Here is a 20,135-nt window from a genome sequence, read left to right as displayed (position 1 = left end):
CGATCTACCTTCCTGTCTTATTTTAAAAGGTTTAGGATTTCAGTTTTTTAAACTGAAATCAATAAATTTAATCAATACTAAATTCCTTTTTTATGAAGAAAATCAACCTGAGCTTTCTGGCATTATTAAGTTTAAGTGTTTGCACTACTTATGGACAGGTCACTGCTACAAAAGAACAAAAAGAAGTAATTGCGGGTCTGGATAAGAAAAAAGATCATTATGGCGATGTTTCAAAGCAGATATGGGATTTGGCAGAAGTTGGTTATAAAGAAGTTAAAAGTTCCGCCATTCTTGAAGCGGAATTAGAAAATGAAGGCTTTACGGTTGAAAAAGGTGTTGCCGGTATTCCCACAGCTTTTGTTGCAACCTATGGAAAAGGCAAGCCGGTAATCAGTATTCTTGCCGAATATGATGCACTACCCGGAATGGCTCAACAAGCAGTGCCCGAGCGAAAAGTGATTGAAGGACAAAAGGCAGGACATGCCTGTGGTCATCATCTTTTTGGAACGGCTTCTACCGCGGCTGCAATTGCAGTAAAGGACTGGCTCAAACAAAATGGGAAATCAGGTACCATTAAATTGATGGGATGTCCGGCTGAGGAAGGCGGTTCTGGTAAAGTTTATATGGTTAGAGAAGGTGTTTTCAAGGATTCAGATGTTGTTTTACACTGGCATCCGGGCGACAGAAATTCCGCAAATCCGGCATCATCTCTTGCAAATATTTCTGCAAAATTCCGTTTTTACGGCGTAGCTGCGCACGCAGCCGGCGCACCCGAACGAGGACGTTCTGCATTGGATGGGGTGGAAGCTATGGATTATATGGTGAATATGATGCGCGAGCATATTCCTCAGGAAACCCGGATTCACTATGTAATCACCCGAGGAGGTGAAGCACCAAACGTAGTTCCGGCATTTGCAGAGGTATATTATTATGCCCGCCATAATAACCGCGAAGTGGTAAAGGATGTTTGGGCCAGAATTGTGGAAGCCTCAAAAGGTGCTGCCATGGGAACCGGAACAAAAGTAGAAATGGAAGTTACCGGCGGTGCTTATGATTTGCTGCCTATTGAATCACTTTCCCGTGTTATGTTCAAAAATCTGGAAACGGTCGGTGGCGTTAAGTATACTCCGGAAGAAATAGCTTTTTCTGAAAAGATAATCGCGACACTACCTGCATCAACAGAAGCAAAACCAAAATATACAGAAGCTGAAACTGTACCTGCTTTTTCAACAAAAGTTGAAGGAATGGGTGGTTCTACGGATGTCGGCGACGTAAGCTGGGCCGTGCCAACCGTTGGTCTCTCCACAGCAACCTGGGTGCCTGGTACTCCCGCGCACAGCTGGCAGGCAGTTGCAGCAGGAGGTACCGAAATCGGTAAAAAAGGGATGATGGTTGCATCAAAAACACTTGCCTTAACAGCCATCGATTTATTTAAAGACCCTGCCTTGATCCAAAAAGCACATGCGGATTGGGAAAAAGCAAAAGGCGCGAATTTTAAATACGAAGCAATGGTAGGCGACCGTAAACCAGCATTAGATTACAGAAATTAAGAAATAAAACATCGGCTTTCGGTAGTCAGCTTTCGGCTAATAATGACAGTGAATCATTTTTGCTTAAAACTTTCAACCGAAAGCCGATGATTTATTTAATACCAAATTTATTTTTCATTCAACAAATTGAAAGCCGACTGGCGATAGCCGAAGTCCCCCTCAATATCCGTCTGTCTTAATTTGCTTCTCAGTAACCTCTCCATATTTCTTAATCTGCTCTTTGATATCAGCTGATTTTCCGATCATGATAAATTGCAGGTTATCTTTTGGGAAATATTGTTCAATGATGGTTTTAGCCTGAGCTGTTGTCAAACCATCCACTTTTGCCTGGAAAGTATTGATAAAGTTTTCGTCAAAATTGTACAAAAACATATCCGTAAGTAATCCGGCCAAAGCTCCGGCTGATTCATAATCCGGCGGGAAATCTCCTTTAACATACGATTTTGCAGAAGCTAAAACCGTTTCGCTTATTCCGGTTTTATGTAAACTATCAAGCACGCTCAAAGCCATATCAACAGCAGGAACCGTAGTTGAATTTTTTGTAAAAGTGCTGATATAAAAAGTTCCCGCCATTTTATAACGGCTAAACCGGCTGTTGGCACCATAAGTCAATCCGGAATTTACACGCAAAGCGTCATTAAGCCAGGAAGTGAAACGCCCGCCCAAAATTGTATTCACAACCAGAACCGGAATGTAATCCGGGGAACTGTACGGAATTCCTTTTCCGCCAATGAAAAATGTGGTTTCTCTGGCGTCCTCTTTATTGACCAATAAAACACGACTTTTGGTAAAAGCAAGTTCCGGCACTGTACGTTTCACCATTCTGGCTTCTGCTGTTTTCCAGTCTCCAAAAAGTGCGGTAATTTTTTTCTTCATATCAACCGTTTTAAAATCACCCACAACAGCAATCGCACCTTTTCCGGTTGTGTAATTATTTTGGTAAAATTTCTTTACCTCATCATTCGTAATTTTTTCAACGGTCGATTTGGAACCGCCGGTTGGTGTAGCATAAGGATGTTTGTCAAACATAAAGGCATTGAAATAATTGCCGATCACATTGCGTGGACGTTCTTTTATTTGTGTTAATTCCAGTAGCGTCCGCTGTTTGTGTTTATCAAATTCAACGGCATCAAATACCGGATGAATCATGATTTGCTGCAAAACATCAAAAAGTTTGTCCTGATCCTTTACTGCAAAGGAAGAACGGATACTTGCACCTTCTTTGCCGGCAGTTGTGGATAAATTTGCACCGACATAATCCGTGATTTCTTCAATCTGGGCTTTGGTATATTTCTGGGTTCCAAAAACCAAAGCGTCAGCCGTTAAAGTAGCCAAACCATACTGGTCGCCGTCGTTAATTGAACCCGCGTCAAAAACAGCAGAAACGTTGATCAACGGAACTTCATGCTGTTCCATCAAATACACCGTCAGCCCGTTTTTTAGTTTGAATTTTTCATATTTCGGGACTTTGAAATTGTTTTGCGCCGCTACCGACAAAGTCGTCAGGGTTAGCAGCACAAGGAATATATTTTTCATCTTGATTTTTTTTAGATCATTACAAAAGATTTGAAACAAATGCTGAGCCGGTTATCAGGCTTTCTTTTCCGGTAGTAAATAACCCACGGTCCTGTTTCTTTCTGTGAAATACTTAGCAGCAACACGTTTGATATCATCCACGGTCACTTTTTCATACAATTTCGGTGCGTCAAACATTTTGCGGTAATCGCCGAAAAATACATCATAGGTTCCCATACTGTTTGCTTTTCCGTTGATGGTTTCCATACTTCTGTAAAATTCCATCAGTTTCTGGTTTTTTACTTTTTGCAATTCACTATCCGTGACGCCGCTTTTTATAATAAGATCAATTTGGCTCAGAATCGATTTTTCAAGTGTTGGTGCCGACACGCTATCTCCTGCAACGGCGTAAATATTGAACAGATTCGGATCAAAACCTTCACCCATAAAAGTGAAAACCTGAGAAGCGATCGTAGTATCCATAACCAGCGATTTAACCAGTCTGGATGAATTTCCTGATGTCAATAAACTGCTTAGCAAATCCAGGGCGTAATAATCTTCATGACCGGTTTGCGGTGTGTGATATGACAGCAACACATTTGGAGTGGTAATATCCTTATACGTTGTCACCCGTCGCTCGCCGTTTTGTTCAGGTTCCACGGTACGGATTTTTGGCGGAAGTCCTCTGGCTGGTATGGGCGCCATATATTGATCGGCCATTTTTTTTACCTGATCAACGGTAATATCTCCAACCACAACAACCGTGGCATTATTTGGCGAATAATACGTTTTGAAATAATTTTCAAGATCTGATTGTGTCCAGGCTTTAATATCAGATTCAAAGCCGATCACAGGAAACATATACGGATGTTCCTTAAAAGCAACGGATTGTACCAATTCACTTAACAAACGGTAATTGCTGTTTTCCAAACCTGTACTTCTTTCAGACAAAACGACGCCACGCTCGCTTTCAACCATTTTCGGATCAATCGTCAGCGCAGCAATCCGGTCGGATTCCAGTTTGAAAATAGTTTCCAAAGCATCTTTTTGGAACCAGTCCGTGTATACGGTGACGTTTTCAGACGTGTAAGCATTATTGGAACCACCGTTTGCTTCCATGGTCCGGTCAAATTGTTTCGGTCCGTAATTTTTGGAACCGTTGAACATCATATGTTCGAAAAAGTGCGACAAGCCAGTAATTCCATGAACCTCGTTTCTGGAACCCACTTTCCAGAACAAATACATATTGGCATTCGGGATGGAATGATCTTCTAGTACCAGGAATTTCATGCCGTTTGCCAGCGTGAAAGTTTTGACATCTTCGGGTTTACTTTGGCCATTAGCAAAGCCAATTCCAGCCATTATCGCTGCTCCCAGCAATAGTTTGCGTAACTTCATAGGTACGATTCAGTTTTTTTTTGTAATAATAATCAAAAAAGACGGACGGAAATTATCATTTTGATAAATGGCATACCGGAGCTCACTATTATGTTTATCATAATGCGTATTTCAACATAACAGAAAGGTGCAGCGCACCGGAATATTTGTAGCAATGTCTATTTTTGTATAATCGAAGGTGCGTCGCACCGCAATATTAATCCTTACAAATCATGAAATCTATCTTATCCCTTTGTTGTATTTTAATTGCCTTTTCCTCATTTACTACACCTGAAACTAAGTTTTCGAAGACTAAAAACGAAGATCCGAAGCGATCTTTGAGAGTCATGACTTACAATATTCATCATTGTAATCCACCAGAATCTGCCGGTGGAAGAATTGATGTCGCGGCAATTGCCAAAGTTATTAATAATGCGAAACCCGATTTTGTAGCTTTACAAGAAGTTGATATCAATACGGAGCGTTCAGGAAAAGGATTGAATCAGGCCAAACAAATTGCTGATTTAACAGGTATGAAATTCTATTTTTCAAAAGCCATTGATCACCAGGGCGGCGATTATGGGGTTGCAGTTTTATCAAAATATCCGATTGTAGATTCTGCCCGTTTTGCGCTACCAATTAAAAAGGATTTAGTTGAAGAAATGAGAACGATTGCGGCTATCACCGTGCTATTGCCATCAAAACAGAAAATCATTTTTGCCAGTACACATTTAGGTTTGAATGAACCTAACAGACTTTTGCAGGCTGAAACCATTCTTGAACATTTTGGTAAAGAAAAATTACCAATGATTCTGGCCGGAGATTTTAACGCAGAACCAGAAAGTAAGGTCATAAATTATTTCGATAGGTATTTTACCAGGACCTGCACGGAGAGCTGTCAGCATACCATCCCTGTGGTAAACCCGGAAAAGACAATTGACTATATCATGTCAAAACCAGCAGGTACTTTCAAAGTGCTAAGTCATAAAGTGATCGATGAAAAATACGCTTCCGATCATTTGCCGGTTATTGCTGAACTGATACTGGTCAAATAAGTTTTATTAAAATTTTTAACCGCTAATAATTATAGAATTTTCTCTATTGCTTGATAGTCAGTATTCTAAATAATTAAAATCCCGTAGCTAGAATTTATTCGAGCTACGGGATTTTTAGTGCCAGGTGTTTTTTGATGGAATAAAATAATGATAAAAGTCTCTGTTACCAAAGTGATTTTTGTGCGTCTGTAATGTTAATGTGCCGTCTGCAAATTCGGCTACAAACAGATTTTACTGCCACAACTATCACTCACTTTTATTCATTTGTTTATGAAAAAACATTTTTTACTTAAAATCTTTTCACTGATTTTATCCTGTTTCCTGTTTTCAATTACTTACGCCCAGGAAGCAAAAAATTCAAATTGTCCAAACCCTGCCGGTGGTTGTGATACTGTTGGGATTGAACATCGGGTAAGTCCCTGGCGGGTGGGTGGTTTTATCGGGCCTACTGTTGCATTTTGCGGAAAGTGGTCAAGCACTTTTAACTCCAATAAATATCGGGACAAATCGCTTTTTAACGGTATTGGTTATCACGCAAATCTGAATGCAGATTATTTTTTCAATACAAAGAAAAATAAGCAGTTGAAATTCGGTGTGGGCGCTATCGCCGGTTTACAGACTTTCTTTTTAAGAAATGATCTGGACGATTTTCTTGATAAGATTATAGCAGAATCGGGTTCAAGTAACGCTGTGATTAGAAAAGGTGCTTCCGCGGATCATTATTTTGTAGCAGGTCCTGTTCTTAGTTATGCTTTTGGGAAAAAGCCAAGATCGCCATTTGTTGAAGCTTCGGTACGCGGCGGGATTTTCCAGACAACGCCTGCGGCTATTTTTGTTTATGACCAGGCAACTTCCAGCAATATTTATTCTGTAACGGCTACGGAAAAGCGCTATCACGCCGGACTTTTAACAACATTAGGATTGTTCTTTCCAAGCAAAAAAGGACTTTGGTCCTGGGGAGTGGAAGCAACGGGTTTTCGTACAAAAGTGAATTATATTTTCCCCGGTGCTACCATTTATAGTTATCAAAGAAAACATGGCGGATTTTCGGCCGGTTTAGCTTTTCGCCGCAATTTTGTTCGTGACATTCCTTTCAGAAAAGATCCTACACCGCCTTTATTATGCGAAGCGCCTGATCTGGAATTAATGATGGGTGGAAAATCAATCAAAGGACTTGTTTTCAGTACGCTTGATTCTACGAAAGCGGATAGTATTCAGATCAGCTGGAAAAGCCGCAGCATTTTGGATAGCACAAAAAGTGAAACTTTTACAGCCCGTCTTCATCAGTTGAATGGCGGAATGGATAATGTAATTGCTCAGGTTGTTTGTCAAAAAGAAACAAAAATGGCCTGGCCGGCGGGATATTTAAATCCGGCAACGGGACGTCCGGTCGAAGGACAATATTATATGACGGTGCAGAGCCAGCAAATATCTTCTTGTGCATCGTGTACAAGCGAAGCCACTACAACAGGTTTTTCTGTTCAAAAGCCAGACAGAATTGTCGATTCTGTTGATCGTTGTTTCAAACAATGCTTTCTGGAAGTATATGCTTACAAAAAGGTTAAAGTCAAAAGAGTTAAGTACGGGAAATCACCAACATCTTGTGTAGGCTGTATTTGTCCGATCGATACAGTATCCAAAACAATTTCTCAGTATCATCTTTTGGGAACGGTTAAACGAGACAATTGCGATGCATCGAAACTTGATTTGAATGCCGAAACTTCTGGTATCATAATTCCTAAATGGGCGACAACGATTTATACTTCGGTGGAAACCATTGTGGCCGGAGACTGTGCAGGAATTCCTCAGGGACGAAATAAGGTTAATTATTCTGCTCCTGTGAAAAAAGGTAAAGCCGGGGTTTTCAAAAGAGCTTATCAGAAAAAGTAAATCTGCACTTGGGTGTTAATGAGAAAAGAACCTTTCAATTTTGAGAGGTTCTTTTGCTTTTTATATTTCCTCTTTAATCCATTTCACTCTTACAATTCTGCTTTTAATATCAATATTGGCAAAAAAATGAAGCCAGTGTAACTGCCGGGAAGACAAATGATCGGTTGGTGATTTTATTTCAATAAAGGAATATTCTGTTTCATCCCAAACCAGCAAATCCGGGAAACCTCTGGTGTTTTCTCTCATGTTTTGAGATATTTCCAAAAGCACAGCATGGATTTGTTCCGGTGTCAATAAGGAAATCAGTTTCAAAACAATTTCCAGCATGCCCGGATACCAGCTTACAAGCACATTGGTTGTCCCAAATTTTTCATGAAAAGTTTTCTCTACAATTTCTGAAATAGTATCTCGTGTATCCGCATCCTTCATTCTTGCCAAAAGTTGTCCTGACCTTTTAAAATAAAAATCGGGCAAAAAGAAATCAGATGGTACGCGCTGCAATGGATTGTGAATTGCCTTCACATTGGTATCATAAATAATATCCCAAAATAAAAGTCCGAATAATGCCCGCCAGGGTTCATTTTCACTAAAAACGGCTTCCGCACCTAAATCCTGATAATATTGAATTGCGCCTCTTTCAACCCGAAAACGATTAGAAATCGGAATTTCGATACTGCTTGCGTCTTTTAATGCCTGCGTAGTTCGTTTGACAGCACGCTTTTTTTTGTTGACAATCCTTTCATGAAAGTCATGTGAAAAATAACGTTCATCGGCGTTTTGAGGATTTTCAGCGATTTCTTCACAAAGCGCCAATGCTTCTTCTGTTTCACCCAGATTATATAACAGTCGAACGCGTCTTTCCCGGGAAGGCGCATCGTTGGTTAGCTGATAGGCAGTCAAAGCTTGCGATAACATTTTTTTTCTTTCAAGCCAGGCGCCAACGCGAAGTACGAAAAGGTGGTAGGAGGGAAGTGACTTGGGACTAAGATTTGCTGAAACGCCAACCTGCCAGTTCATAAACCAGTCGAAAATTTCTTCGGGTGGCAGGTCATTTTTCAGTATGTCAAAAGTTTCCTTCATTAGCGAAACCATCAACGTATCATCAACATCTTTCCTGGTATCAAACTGGACTGACAAATGTTCCTGATCAAAAGACTGAAAGCGAACGTGACCCAGATCCCGAACTACAAATTCGGTCATATCCGCATGTCGGTTTCCAAAAAAAAGAAACTTCATCATCATCACTTCTGCTTCATAATCAACTTTGACAACAGGTTCTGTTTCCTGAATGATCTCGCAGATTATTTTGAAATCGTATTCATATAAAAGCCAGCGAATCAGATCGTTTTTTTTGATCGATTTAGAAGGCATTATTTCGGGTTGAAGAATTTTAGTGAATTCCAGTTGTTCCGGTTTTGTAAACAGATGCATCACTTCTTCAAAACGTTCCTCATGCAATTCACAAAGCTGCTGGATAAATTGTGCATCATGAAGCTCATTCAAAGCCGCCGGTATATCCGTGATCTCTGAATAGGAAAGTGAATTAACGCGAAAAAAAGATTTGCTGCGATTACTGAATCGGATAAAAAGACATTGTGCTTCTTCCGAAAGCCCGTTATAAGAATTCAGGAATTCGAGCTCGTTTTCAGTCAATAATGCTTCATACATTTTACGCACGAAATTCAGTACATAATTAAAGTAATCGTGGTAATATTTGGGGGGAAGATCCTTGGGGAACTCGTTAATTTGCACAGTGAATATTGTAGATGGTACAGCCAGTTTGCCACTAAACTTTATTCAAATATAACGAGACAAAAGAAGAATTATTCAACAAAGTCCATATTTATCCGGCCGGTTATATAGTAAGAACTGCCATTGTAGCACCTTTTATAAAAAACCATATAATTGTGCATTAAAATAAAATTAATTGAAAATATAATTAGTAAAAATTGCACTTTACCCATTCAAATTATTCCCATTTTTCAATAACGTAGTATTTTATAAAGAATTGACTTACATTTGTTTCCTATGGAAAACAACATTTAGAGCCCATGACAACATTAGATTCTTACAATTTTTCCGGCAAAAAGGCCTTGGTGCGCGTTGATTTTAACGTACCGCTTAATGACAAGTTTGAGATTACGGATGATACCCGGATCCGTGCCACGATACCTACCATCAGCAAGATTCTTAATGAAGGAGGATCTGTGATTTTGATGTCCCATCTTGGACGTCCGAAAGATGGACCGTCTGAAAAATATTCTTTAAAACATCTGGTTAACCCTCTTTCTTTAATTTTAGGTAAAACAGTTAAGTTTGCTGACGATTGTATCGGAGCCAGTGCTACTGAAATGGCCGCTGCTTTGCAACCAGGTGAAGTGTTGTTGCTTGAAAACCTTCGTTTTTACAAAGAAGAAGAAAAAGGTGACGAAGCTTTCGCTGAAAAATTGTCAAAACTTGGCGATGTCTGGGTTATGGATGCATTCGGAACGGCTCACCGCGCCCATGCTTCCACTGCTGTAATCGGTAAGTTTTTCAAAGACAAAGTTTGCGGATATGTAATGCAGGCTGAGCTTGATAATGCAGAAAGGCTTTTAGAACATTCAGAACGTCCTTTCACTGCGATTATGGGTGGAGCTAAAATTTCTGACAAGATTTTGATCATTGAACGTTTGCTTGATAAGGTTGATAACCTGATCATCGGAGGCGGAATGTCATATACTTTTACAAAAGCACTAGGCGGAAATATCGGAAAATCTTTACTTGAAGCGGATAAAATGGATTTAACTCTTGAATTGCTTGAAAAAGCAAAAGAAAAGGGTGTAAATATCGTTTTGCCGATTGATACAGTAATTGCCGATAAATTTAGCAATGACGCAAGTCGCCAGACTGTCCCTGCTGCTGAAATTCCTGATGACTGGGAAGGTTTGGATATCGGACCTGAGTCGGTTGAATTGTTCAAAGGAATCATTGCTGCATCGAAAACTGTTCTTTGGAATGGTCCGATGGGCGTTTTTGAATTCCCTAATTTCGCAATCGGAACCAACGCAATCGCTGAGGCAGTAGTTGCTGCAACGGAAGAAAACGATGCTTTCTCACTAATTGGTGGTGGAGATTCAGCTTCTGCTGTGAACAACGCAGGTTACGGAGATCGCGTAAGCTACGTTTCAACAGGTGGTGGTGCGTTACTTGAATATATGGAAGGTAAAGTTTTGCCTGGGGTTGCGGCCTTGGATTAATTGTTAATGGTTAGTTGTTAATTGTTAATGATGGGAAATTGAGAATAGGACGCTTGTCGTTTGGTTCTCAATTTTTTTTGTCAAAAATTGATCATAATTCAGCTTCAAACCTGATTTTTATTTCGGACAGAATCTGACCTTCGATTGCCGAAAGCCGACGGCTGATATGTTAATGATGGGAAATTGAGAATTGGACGCTTGTCGTTTGGTTCTCAATTTTTTTGTGCCAAAAAGGAATTTTTAGTTTGTAACTGTTTAATTTGAGCTGGAATCTGATAGCCGATTGCCGAAAGCCGACGGCTGATATGTTAATAATAGGAAATTGAGAATTGGACGCTTGTCGTTTGGTTCTCAATTTTTTTTGTCAAAAAGGAATTTTTAGTTTGTAACTGTTTAATTTGAGCTGGAATCTGATAGCCGATTGCCGAAAGCCGACGGCTGATATGTTAATAATAGGAAATTGAGAATAGGACGCTTGTCGTTTGGTTCTCAATTTTTTTTGTCAAAAAGGAATTTTTAGTTTGTAACTGTTTAATTTGAGCTGGAATCTGATAGCCGATTGCCGAAAGCCGACGGCTGATATGTTAATAATAGGAAATTGAGAATAGGACGCTTGTCGTTTGGTTCTCAATTTTTTTTGTCAAAAAATAAACTCAAATTTTCTATCCGCTTAGTACTTTGTTCTTTCGCCAACTAATTGCTAATAGCCAAAAGCTAATCGCTAGCATCCATTCAAAAAGAAATCCATTCCTCAAATGAAGAATGGATTGTCCGTATTATTAACCTAACTAATTTATAAATAAGTCACAACCATGACCGTCATTATCTCTTTTGATTAACTTTTGACACGGGACTGAATATCGTCAGAACCTGTGCTGCGTTGTCTTGTTTTTACATTTTGGTTACCAAATCGGTATGTGAAAACAAGTCGGAACTGGCGGCTTGGCCATGTGCTTTTAACTCTCAAATCAATATCTTCAAACTTCGTCGTTCCTCTGAATTTATTTGTCCAGAAAGGATCCTGAACGCTAAAACGGATCGTAGCTTTTTTATCCATCAATGATTTCTGCAAACCAAGACTGATGGCACCTTGTGATTTAGCTGACAGCAATCCATATATCGCCGGGCTGTTAAACCATCCTGAAAGCTCTGCTGTCCAGGTTTTTGAAAGCGTAAAAGTATTGTTGACAAAAGCGTTATAAGTGAAAATCTTCATGTCAAACGGTGCGTTCCGGTAAAAGGTTTTATAGTGATTATAAGCACCTGATAAATTGGTTTGTGCATTCCACCATTTCGTAATTGGAATAGGTGCTGATATTGTTAAACTTATATAATTCTGGTTATCAAGGTTTTCTGATGTTACATAGGTTTGGTTTTTCTCAGGAACCAACATCGGTACTTCGTCAGCAATCATATCTTTCACACGGCTGTATGCCAGCGTTGTGTTCAGGAAACTCTTATAAACGTGCACCAACTGAAACGAATGCGTATACTGCGGACGAAGGTTTGGATTACCTTTTTGGAAAGTATATGGATCCAGATAGTATTCAAATGGATTCAGCGACTGGTAATTCGGGCGATCGATCCGGTAACTGTATGACAAATTCAGAACATTGCTGCTGTCAAGGTTTCTTGATAAGAAAACACTTGGAAACACATTCAGATATTTACGGTTTCTGATGCTGTTCAGCGTTATCGAATTCCCGACTGCGTGTGTATATTCCGCACGTAAACCCAGCTGGTATTTTGTTTTTGCATTGAATTGGCCATTGTAATTGGCGTATCCCGCATTTATATTTTCGGTGTATTTGAATTGATTAGTACGTGTAGGATCAAGAGCCCAGTCGTCGGTTTTCACTTCAAAAATCATATTGTTGTCCGATTTGACATAACTTGACTTCAATCCGGCTTCAAATTTTCCTTTACCTAATGGTTGTGTATAATCCATTTTGGCCACACCTATGTTGATCAATGCAGGCATATTATTTCTAACTATGTCGGGATTTCCGTTTGAAGATCCGTCCGGTTTAAAATATCTGGTATCCAAAAAGTTGTATCCTTTGCTATCATATTGAACGTAATCGGCATCGAAGGTCAATTCTTTACCTTTGTCGTTAAATTGATGTTTCAGGTTAACATTCGCGCTGATATTATTCATGTGATTGTTCGCTTTCATATCCGTATGATAGGTTTGCTGAAGGCTCAGATCATCATTTAATATTTCTGCATTTGTTGCTCTGATCGGATTTTTCCATTCATTATAAAAACCTGAGAAGAGAACACCAATTGTCGTTTTATCCGTGGCGAAATAGTCCATTCCTACACGGTAATTATAGTTTTGTGACCGCCATTCACTTTTTGAAATCATGTTGAAAGTTGTCGTTTTTCCTTCGTAAGGAATAGCGCGGTAAATGGTTTGGTTGTTGAAACCTTCACCTTTAAAAGCACTTGCTGTTCCAAAAAGGCTAACTTTTCCTTTTCTGTTATTCAATGCCAGCGATCCATTTCCACGTCCATAATCTGGTGTAGCAATACCGCCGCCAATTGAAAAGTTACCATTCGTTCCGAAATTTTTATTTTTCTTAAACTTTATATTGATAATCCCTGAGTTTCCGGCAGCATCGTATTTTGCTGATGGATTGGTGATTAGCTCAATTTTTTCAATATTATCGCTCGGCGTATTTCTTAGCAGATTCACAAGCTCAGCCTGACTCAGATAAGTCTGTTTGCCATCGATTTGCACAATGACACCATCTTTTCCGCGAAGTTGCAGCTTATCGTTTTGTTGATCGACTGTAATGCCTGGGGAGCGTTCCAAAACTTCCAACGCGGTGGCACCGGCGGAGACAATACTGTTCTCAACATTAATTACTGTACGGTCAATTTGCTGCTCTATGAAGGGTTTTTTAGCCACAACAGTCACTTCATTCAGTGCTTGTGATTCTGGTTGTAAAGTAAAAGAGGGAAGATTTACAGCATTTTCTTTTACGGAGAAATTTTTGCTGTAAGCTTTTTGATAACCAACCATGGATACCATCGCCATGTATTCGCCAGTATCAACCTGATCGAAAAGAAATTTTCCGTTTTCGTCAGCAGCAAGTCCTTTGGCAAGGGTTGAATCTTTCGCTTTTAACAGTAAAACATTGACAAAAGGAAAAGGCTGGGATTTCTCATCCAGAATTGCCCCGGAGACTTTTCCTTTTGTCGTTGTGGTTTGAGCGAGCACAAAGCTACCGCTAAGTAGCAGCGCTACTGTCAGATTAATAAAGAATTTCATGGCTAATAGATGGTTATATTACGAACCCGATATTTTCAAATATTCAGAATTGTGTTAACTCAGGCATTCAAGAATATCTGGTACATTGCAAAGATAAGTACTTGGTATAACATAGAACCTTAGATTACATAAAAGGTTATTTTGTTGGATGAACGGAAACCAAGTATCCGGCTTTCTCTTGATAGATACAAAGTGAAGCAAGAATGTTGCATGATGAAAGAAAAAAAGTTTGAATGGTAAAAATTCGACGATGAAATTGGTAATGTTCGTTGTTAAATAGAGCAGAATAATAGCAGTTACTATTTATTTTTGGATGATTAAAATGGTGGATTTTAATACCAGGATAACTCAAAAAAGGCAGAAGACTTCCCATTTTTGGAATAGTTTTCTGCCTTTTGTTCAATACTTACCACCTATCTAATTATAACCAATATTCATCAACTAATTATTTTGAACGGCTGCTGCATTCAGCTGTACCATATCTCCGTTTGTGTTGTTAAGAAGTGTTACGATATCAATTTCAAGAATTGATGTAATTTCAAATAATCGCTCAACTGTCAATCTTGTATACGCCAATTCGATCTTACTGTAAGCATTCTGGCTGATTCCTAATTTCATTGCCAGATATTCCTGTGGATAACCTCTGTATTCCCGGATTTTTCTAATATTCGTGGCTACCGCTTTTAACTTTGCTTCCACAACTACTTTCATAATGCCTTAAAAATTAGGTTGATCTCTATATTATTTTGATAAATTTTTGCTGTGATATACGACAACGGTTTGCTGTCAGATCATATAGGGAAAAGATATTAAGGGAAATATTCGTCCTACTCTTAGAAAAATACCCGTTCTATAAATGCAAACCGGGTAATTTTTAGTAATTAGTCATTCTATTTTAATTAAAAAATTCGGGAATGATCAATCGCCTATATGACACCTCGTTAAGTCTGCTCACCGATTTGTATCAGTTAACGATGGCTTACGGCTATTGGAAATCTGGCAAAGCAGAACAGGAAGCTGTTTTCAATCTTTATTTTCGTAAACATCCTTTTCAAGGTGGTTTTACGATCGCCTGTGGACTAAGCAGCGTGATCGATTATCTCAATGAATATCGTATTGATGAAGAAGATCTCGAATACATTGGTTCACTGACGGGAAGTGATGGGAAAGTGCTTTTTGAAACTGAATTTCTTGATTACCTGCGTACGATGGAATTTAAATGCAGTGTCGACGCGATTCCGGAAGGTACCGTTGTTTTTCCAAATGAACCATTGCTAAGGATTCAAGGGCCGGTTTTACAATGTCAGTTATTAGAAACTCCATTATTAAATCTTCTGAATTTTCAGTCGCTAATTGCAACAAAAGCAGCCAGAATGCGCCTGATTGCGAAGGATGATGCGCTACTTGAATTTGGATTGAGACGAGCCCAAGGCCCGGATGGGGGAATGACGGCCAGTCGTGCTGCATATATCGGCGGTTTTGATGCGACTTCAAATGTTTTGGCTGGCAAACTTTATGGTATTCCGGTGAAGGGCACACATGCGCATAGCTGGGTTATGTCTTTTGACAGCGAGCTCGAATCTTTTGAAAACTATGCGAAGTACATGCCAAATAATGTGACGTTGCTGGTTGATACATACGATTCTATCCAGGGTGTAGAAAATGCAATTATTGTTGGAAATCAGCTTCGCAAGAGGGGTTATGAGCTTGGCGGAATTCGTCTGGATTCGGGTGATTTGGCTTATTTGAGTATTGAAGCGAGAAAATTGCTGGATGAGGCAGGATTTGAAAAAACAAATATTGTAGCCAGTAATGACCTGGATGAATATATCATGGACAGTTTGAAAATCCAGGGGGCTAAAATCAACGTTTGGGGAATTGGGACCAAGCTTGTAACAGCATTTGATCAGCCTGCATTAGGAGGCGTTTTTAAACTGGCTGCCATCAGAAATGGATCCGGCGAATGGGATTATAAGCTCAAATTATCCGAGCAGGCAATTAAAGTTTCTACACCCGGAATTCAGCAGGTTCGCCGTTTCAAAGATGCAAAAGGTTTTATTTCGGATATGATTTTCAATATCGAAACTCCGCTCTCCGGAAAACCTACCATGGTGGATCCCTATGATTTTACTAAAACCAGGTCTTTTTCAGAGACCGAATGTTATGAAGATTTACTGGTTGCCATTTTTGCAGAAGGGAAGTTGGTATACAGCCTGCCCTCCATTCATGAAACCCGTGAACGTGTTGAACAGCAGTTAGCACATTTCCATAGGGGAATCAAACGTTTTGTGAACCCTCATACTTATCCTGTGGGACTTGAAAAAGATTTGTTTGATATGAAAACAGATCTGATTGTGAAATTGAGGGCTGCCAAATAATTAAAAATTGAGAGTAAAATGAGCGATGAAATCCCCAAACCCGATACCGAAATCCTGAAAGAACTTATTCTTTACCGGATGCCTTTTGGGAAATATAAAGACTGGTTAATTACTGACTTGCCGGTTTCCTACCTTGAATGGTTTGAACGGGAAGGATTTCCTGCCGGCAAACTTGGTATGATGCTGAGCACGATGTATGAAATTCGACTGAATGACCTGATGTTTTTGATTGATGGGTTGAAGAAAATTTATCGGAGATAAGATTTTGAGGAATGTTTTGATTAAAACAGAAACTTCAATGGACATATCAACTCTAGTTGATATTGAGGGTTTTATCAAAGCAATACCGCTATGTCTTATGTCAAAATCTGAGTTCATGCTGTATGGGCAACGATGAATGTTGAGAAGGGTTTAAAGCCCAATATTTTAAAGAAAATATGCAATCAAATTTTTGCTAATGCCAAGAAGCATGGAATTTATATTGATAGAATTAATGATCATAATGATCACATCCATGTACTGATGATTCTGAATCCTGATCTGGGAATATCAAAACAAATCCAATTGTTAAAAGGTGAAAGTTCACACTGGATTAATAAAATGCAACTCACAAAAGATCGTCTGTATTGGGCCGATAAGTACTTTGCATCTTCGGTGAGCAATAATAAGATTGATTTTGTCAGCAAGTATATTGAGAATCAGGAGGAATATCATCGGAAACAAACTTTTAGTGAAGAATACAAAAGTTTTTTGAATAGCCTGGGATATTCGGATGAAGACTTTTAGGTAAAGCAAGAACTTCTAGTTGACCTTGAAACCAGGACTCTTTTGTACCAAAATCAATGGGCTAAAGCTCAGACAGTTCTTGGAGGTTCAGGTACCCAGGGTTGACCCGAGTTAGATTTTATTGCGAGAATAGTCATGAATCAGGCGTTAGCCGGAATTTTTATATCCGCGAGAACAAAAAAATAACCCAAGGTTTTAACCTTGGGTTAGGGAATACCACTCTCATTATCCGGGCTTTAGTCCGTAGCATTTTTTTACTTTTTCTCCGGCATCAATACCACCTTGATAAAATTATCATCCGAGAAATACTGATTCGCAGCAGCCTTTGTACTCGCCACAGTTATTGATTTCAATAGCTTATCTTCTTCAAGCACCTCATTCAGGTCATCTCCAAGGAAAGTGTTTTCGTCAATATAGTTGATCCAGAAACCATTCGTTTTCAGCGCAACTTCTGTTTTCCGTCTGGTTTCAGCAACGAATTTTTCGATATCCTTTGGATCAGCACCATTGTCCTTTATCTTTTTCATTTCAGTCAAAGTCCGGCTTACCAGCTTATCTACATTTTCAGGAGCGCAGCCAAAACCGATGTTGAAACGATAATGTCCCGTAGGAAGTTTGTCTACATCATCTGAAACCCGAACGCCATAAACACCACTTTCTTCCTCGCGAAGTGCTTCGATCAATTTAATTTGCAAAACTTCCTGTAATGCTTCAATCTGAATATTATTTTCTGGTTTATAATCATATTCGCCGCTGGTTACGATCGTGACACGGCTTTTCGGTTCCAAACCTTTATAAATAGTCTTTTCAATACGACCCTTTGGAGGGAAAATATTTGGATGTTTGTAAGTATCATCGCGATCTGTCGACGGTAAACCGCCAATATATTTTTCAAGCAGCGGTTTGATTGCTTCTACTTTGAATGCACCTACGAACGTGAAAACAAAATCAGATGCATCAGCAAAGCGGTTTTTATAAATTTCGATACCACGATCCAGACTTACTTTGTCAATACTCTCCGGTGTAAGCGGGCGACGGTCTGGATTGTTACTCGTCAAAACTGCGTTCAGCGTATCAGAATAAACTTTATCCGGTGTCAATGTCTTGCGCATATTTTCCAGATACGATTTCTGGTTAGCAAGCATCCCACCTACCACTTCTGCGTCCTTACGAGGCTCGGTAAAATAGGCATAGATTAATTGAAGCGTGGTTTCAAGGTCTTTTGGATTGGTACTGCCTTCCACACCTTCTTTCAATTCATTCAGATAGGGCTCAACACCAACAGTCTTTCCAGCCAGAAACTTCTGTAACTGCGTTTGATTATAAGGTCCGACACCGCCAGATTGAAGCATATAGCCCGTCATGATCCCCGTTTCTCTTTCACCTGGGAATAATGAATATCCACCTTTTCCGGTAGCCTGGATCAGGATTTCGTCGTTTTTAAAATCCGTAGGTTTTAAAAGGATTTTGACTCCGTTTGATAAAGTCAGTTCTGTTATTCCAAGCTTTTCCTCTGCTTTTTCGCTTACAACTTTACCTGGTTTTGGTTCTGTTTTAAGCAAAGGTGAATCCAGTACATCATCAACATAAGCTTTCAAATCAGTATTTGTTTGAGCCAGCATCGTCCTGATTTTTGCTTCGGTAGGCAAAGCATCTTTTCCTTTTTCAGGCCCCATGATAACCACTGCCCGGTTTTTGTCTGTAATATATTTCTTAGCAAGTAAATTAATCTCTTCAAGTTTTATTCCGCCGATTTCCTTTTGAAGGAAAGCATAATAAGCTTCTATGCCCATGTAAGGCTTCTGATGAAGGAAGTTATCCAGATATTCCTGTACATAATTCGCTGATTTCGTCTTATCTTTTTCTTTTAAAGATTGCTCCATCTGATTCACCAAATCTTTTTTAGCTCTTTCAAGCTCAGGTGCAGTAAAACCAAATTTCTGGACACGTGCATTTTCTTCCAGCAAAGCGGTCAGCGCAGTTTCAACAGACGCTGGATCTTTTGCAAGTGCGATAGATGTGTAGGAATCCAGGTTGCCCAGGAAATCGCTATAACTGCTTGCTCCGTACAGGAAAGGTGGATTTGCCTTCTGGGTAAGTTCCTGCATTCGCTGGCCCATCATGGCATTATACAATCCCTGTGCAATGTTATTTCGTACATCAAACATCGATTTTTCTTTCGAGTTTGGCTGTTTATAAATCAGCTGAATTACATTTTGAGGATATTCCGGATCCGTTACTATTGCAACATCAGTACCGCCGTTTAACGGAATTGTATATTCAGTCCGGGTTTTAGGTTTTACCACTGAAGGTATTTTTCCAAATTTTTGAGCAATGATCGCTTCTACTTTGGCGACATCAAAATCTCCGACAGCGACAACGGCCATCAAATCCGGACGGTACCAATCTTTATAAAAGGCTTTTATGCTTTCAGGCTTGAAAGTTTTCAGGATGCTGTCTTTCCCTATTGGCAGACGTTCTGCATAACGTGAATTGTTCAGGATCATTTTCAGATATTTATCCCGCATCCGCTGCTGTGCGCCACGGCCCATGCGTGATTCTTCCAAAACAACGCCTCTTTCTTTCTCAATTTCAGTAGGGTCCAGCAATGCGCCATGTGCCCAGTCATCCAATACTTGCAGACCTTTTTCCAATAAACCTGTTGAATCCGTTGGGATCGGAAGCATGTATACGGTTTCGTCAAAACCTGTGTAAGCGTTTAAGTCAGCACCGAAACGGACACCGGTTTTTTGAAGGAAATTAACAAGTTCATTTTTAGGAAAATTGGTTGTGCCATTAAAATTCATGTGTTCCATAAAATGTGCAAGACCTTGCTGCGCATCCGTTTCCAATACAGAACCTGCCTTTATAATCAGCCGAAGCTCAGCACGGTTTTTCGGTTCAACATTCTTTTTTATATAATAGGTAATACCATTTTTGAGCTTGCCGGTTTTTACGGTTGGATCCAGAGGGATTTTCTGTGTGTGTAAATCTTGCGCAAAAGTTGGTATTAATGCCGTAGATATACCCCAAACGCATAATACCAAGAGGGATTTTTTCATTTTACT

Annotated in this window: 12 protein-coding genes and 1 pseudogene; 7 read left to right on the top strand and 6 right to left on the bottom strand. The window is 39.5% G+C overall.

Features of this window, described 5'->3' with window-relative positions; genetic code table 11:
* The first annotated feature begins 92 nt into the window (after positions 1–92).
* The gene (locus FZF08_RS17130; RefSeq protein WP_159470928.1) at positions 93–1,550 is read left to right on the top strand and encodes an amidohydrolase; all 1,458 of its coding nucleotides are present in this window, start codon (positions 93–95) and stop codon (positions 1,548–1,550) included.
* A gap of 159 nt (positions 1,551–1,709) precedes the next feature.
* On the opposite strand, the gene FZF08_RS17125 is transcribed toward FZF08_RS17130, so the two are convergent.
* Positions 1,710–3,086, bottom strand: a complete 1,377-nt coding sequence (locus FZF08_RS17125; protein WP_159470926.1) for a pitrilysin family protein — start codon at positions 3,084–3,086, stop codon at positions 1,710–1,712.
* A 54-nt stretch (positions 3,087–3,140) separates the two neighbouring features.
* A complete protein-coding gene (locus FZF08_RS17120) occupies positions 3,141–4,463 on the bottom strand; it encodes a pitrilysin family protein (RefSeq protein WP_159470924.1) in 1,323 nt (440 codons plus the stop codon).
* A 212-nt stretch (positions 4,464–4,675) separates the two neighbouring features.
* Between FZF08_RS17120 and FZF08_RS17115 the strand changes: the two genes are divergently transcribed.
* A complete protein-coding gene (locus tag FZF08_RS17115; protein WP_159470922.1) occupies positions 4,676–5,497 on the top strand; it encodes an endonuclease/exonuclease/phosphatase family protein in 822 nt (273 codons plus the stop codon).
* Between the two features lie 270 nt (positions 5,498–5,767).
* On the top strand, positions 5,768–7,387 hold the full coding sequence (locus tag FZF08_RS17110) for a hypothetical protein (protein WP_159470920.1): 1,620 nt from the start codon (positions 5,768–5,770) through the stop codon (positions 7,385–7,387).
* Between the two features lie 60 nt (positions 7,388–7,447).
* Here FZF08_RS17110 and FZF08_RS17105 read toward each other — a convergent pair whose 3' ends face one another.
* Positions 7,448–9,139: a VRR-NUC domain-containing protein gene (locus FZF08_RS17105; RefSeq protein ID WP_229216575.1), complete on the bottom strand. Its 1,692-nt coding sequence runs from the start codon at positions 9,137–9,139 to the stop codon at positions 7,448–7,450.
* Between the two features lie 299 nt (positions 9,140–9,438).
* Between FZF08_RS17105 and FZF08_RS17100 the strand changes: the two genes are divergently transcribed.
* Entirely contained in the window at positions 9,439–10,626 is a 1,188-nt protein-coding gene (locus FZF08_RS17100) for a phosphoglycerate kinase (RefSeq protein ID WP_159470918.1), read from the top strand.
* Positions 10,627–11,461: 835 nt separating this feature from the next.
* Here the strand turns inward: FZF08_RS17100 and FZF08_RS17095 are convergent.
* Positions 11,462–13,903: an outer membrane beta-barrel protein gene (locus FZF08_RS17095; protein WP_159470916.1), complete on the bottom strand. Its 2,442-nt coding sequence runs from the start codon at positions 13,901–13,903 to the stop codon at positions 11,462–11,464.
* 441 nt (positions 13,904–14,344) lie between these two features.
* A complete protein-coding gene (locus FZF08_RS17090; RefSeq protein WP_159470914.1) occupies positions 14,345–14,614 on the bottom strand; it encodes a helix-turn-helix domain-containing protein in 270 nt (89 codons plus the stop codon).
* 203 nt (positions 14,615–14,817) lie between these two features.
* Between FZF08_RS17090 and FZF08_RS17085 the strand changes: the two genes are divergently transcribed.
* The 3 genes and pseudogenes from FZF08_RS17085 to tnpA all read left to right on the top strand — a co-directional run.
* A complete protein-coding gene (locus FZF08_RS17085; protein ID WP_159470912.1) occupies positions 14,818–16,281 on the top strand; it encodes a nicotinate phosphoribosyltransferase in 1,464 nt (487 codons plus the stop codon).
* 18 nt (positions 16,282–16,299) lie between these two features.
* Positions 16,300–16,542: a DUF3820 family protein gene (locus FZF08_RS17080; protein ID WP_159470910.1), complete on the top strand. Its 243-nt coding sequence runs from the start codon at positions 16,300–16,302 to the stop codon at positions 16,540–16,542.
* 123 nt (positions 16,543–16,665) lie between these two features.
* Positions 16,666–17,067 (top strand): annotated as a pseudogene (gene tnpA, locus FZF08_RS17075) (IS200/IS605 family transposase); the annotation flags it as partial.
* Positions 17,068–17,321: 254 nt separating this feature from the next.
* Here tnpA and FZF08_RS17070 read toward each other — a convergent pair.
* Positions 17,322–20,129, bottom strand: coding sequence for a pitrilysin family protein (locus tag FZF08_RS17070; protein ID WP_159470906.1), 2,808 nt, complete (start codon positions 20,127–20,129; stop codon positions 17,322–17,324).
* Positions 20,130–20,135 lie beyond the last annotated feature (6 nt).

Origin of the sequence: Dyadobacter sp. 3J3 (genome assembly GCF_009801115.1) — a bacterium.
In the GTDB taxonomy this organism is placed as follows: Bacteria; Bacteroidota; Bacteroidia; order Cytophagales; family Spirosomataceae; genus Dyadobacter.
Note: the sequence above shows the minus strand (reverse complement) of the source record. Positions and strands in the feature narration are given on the sequence as shown.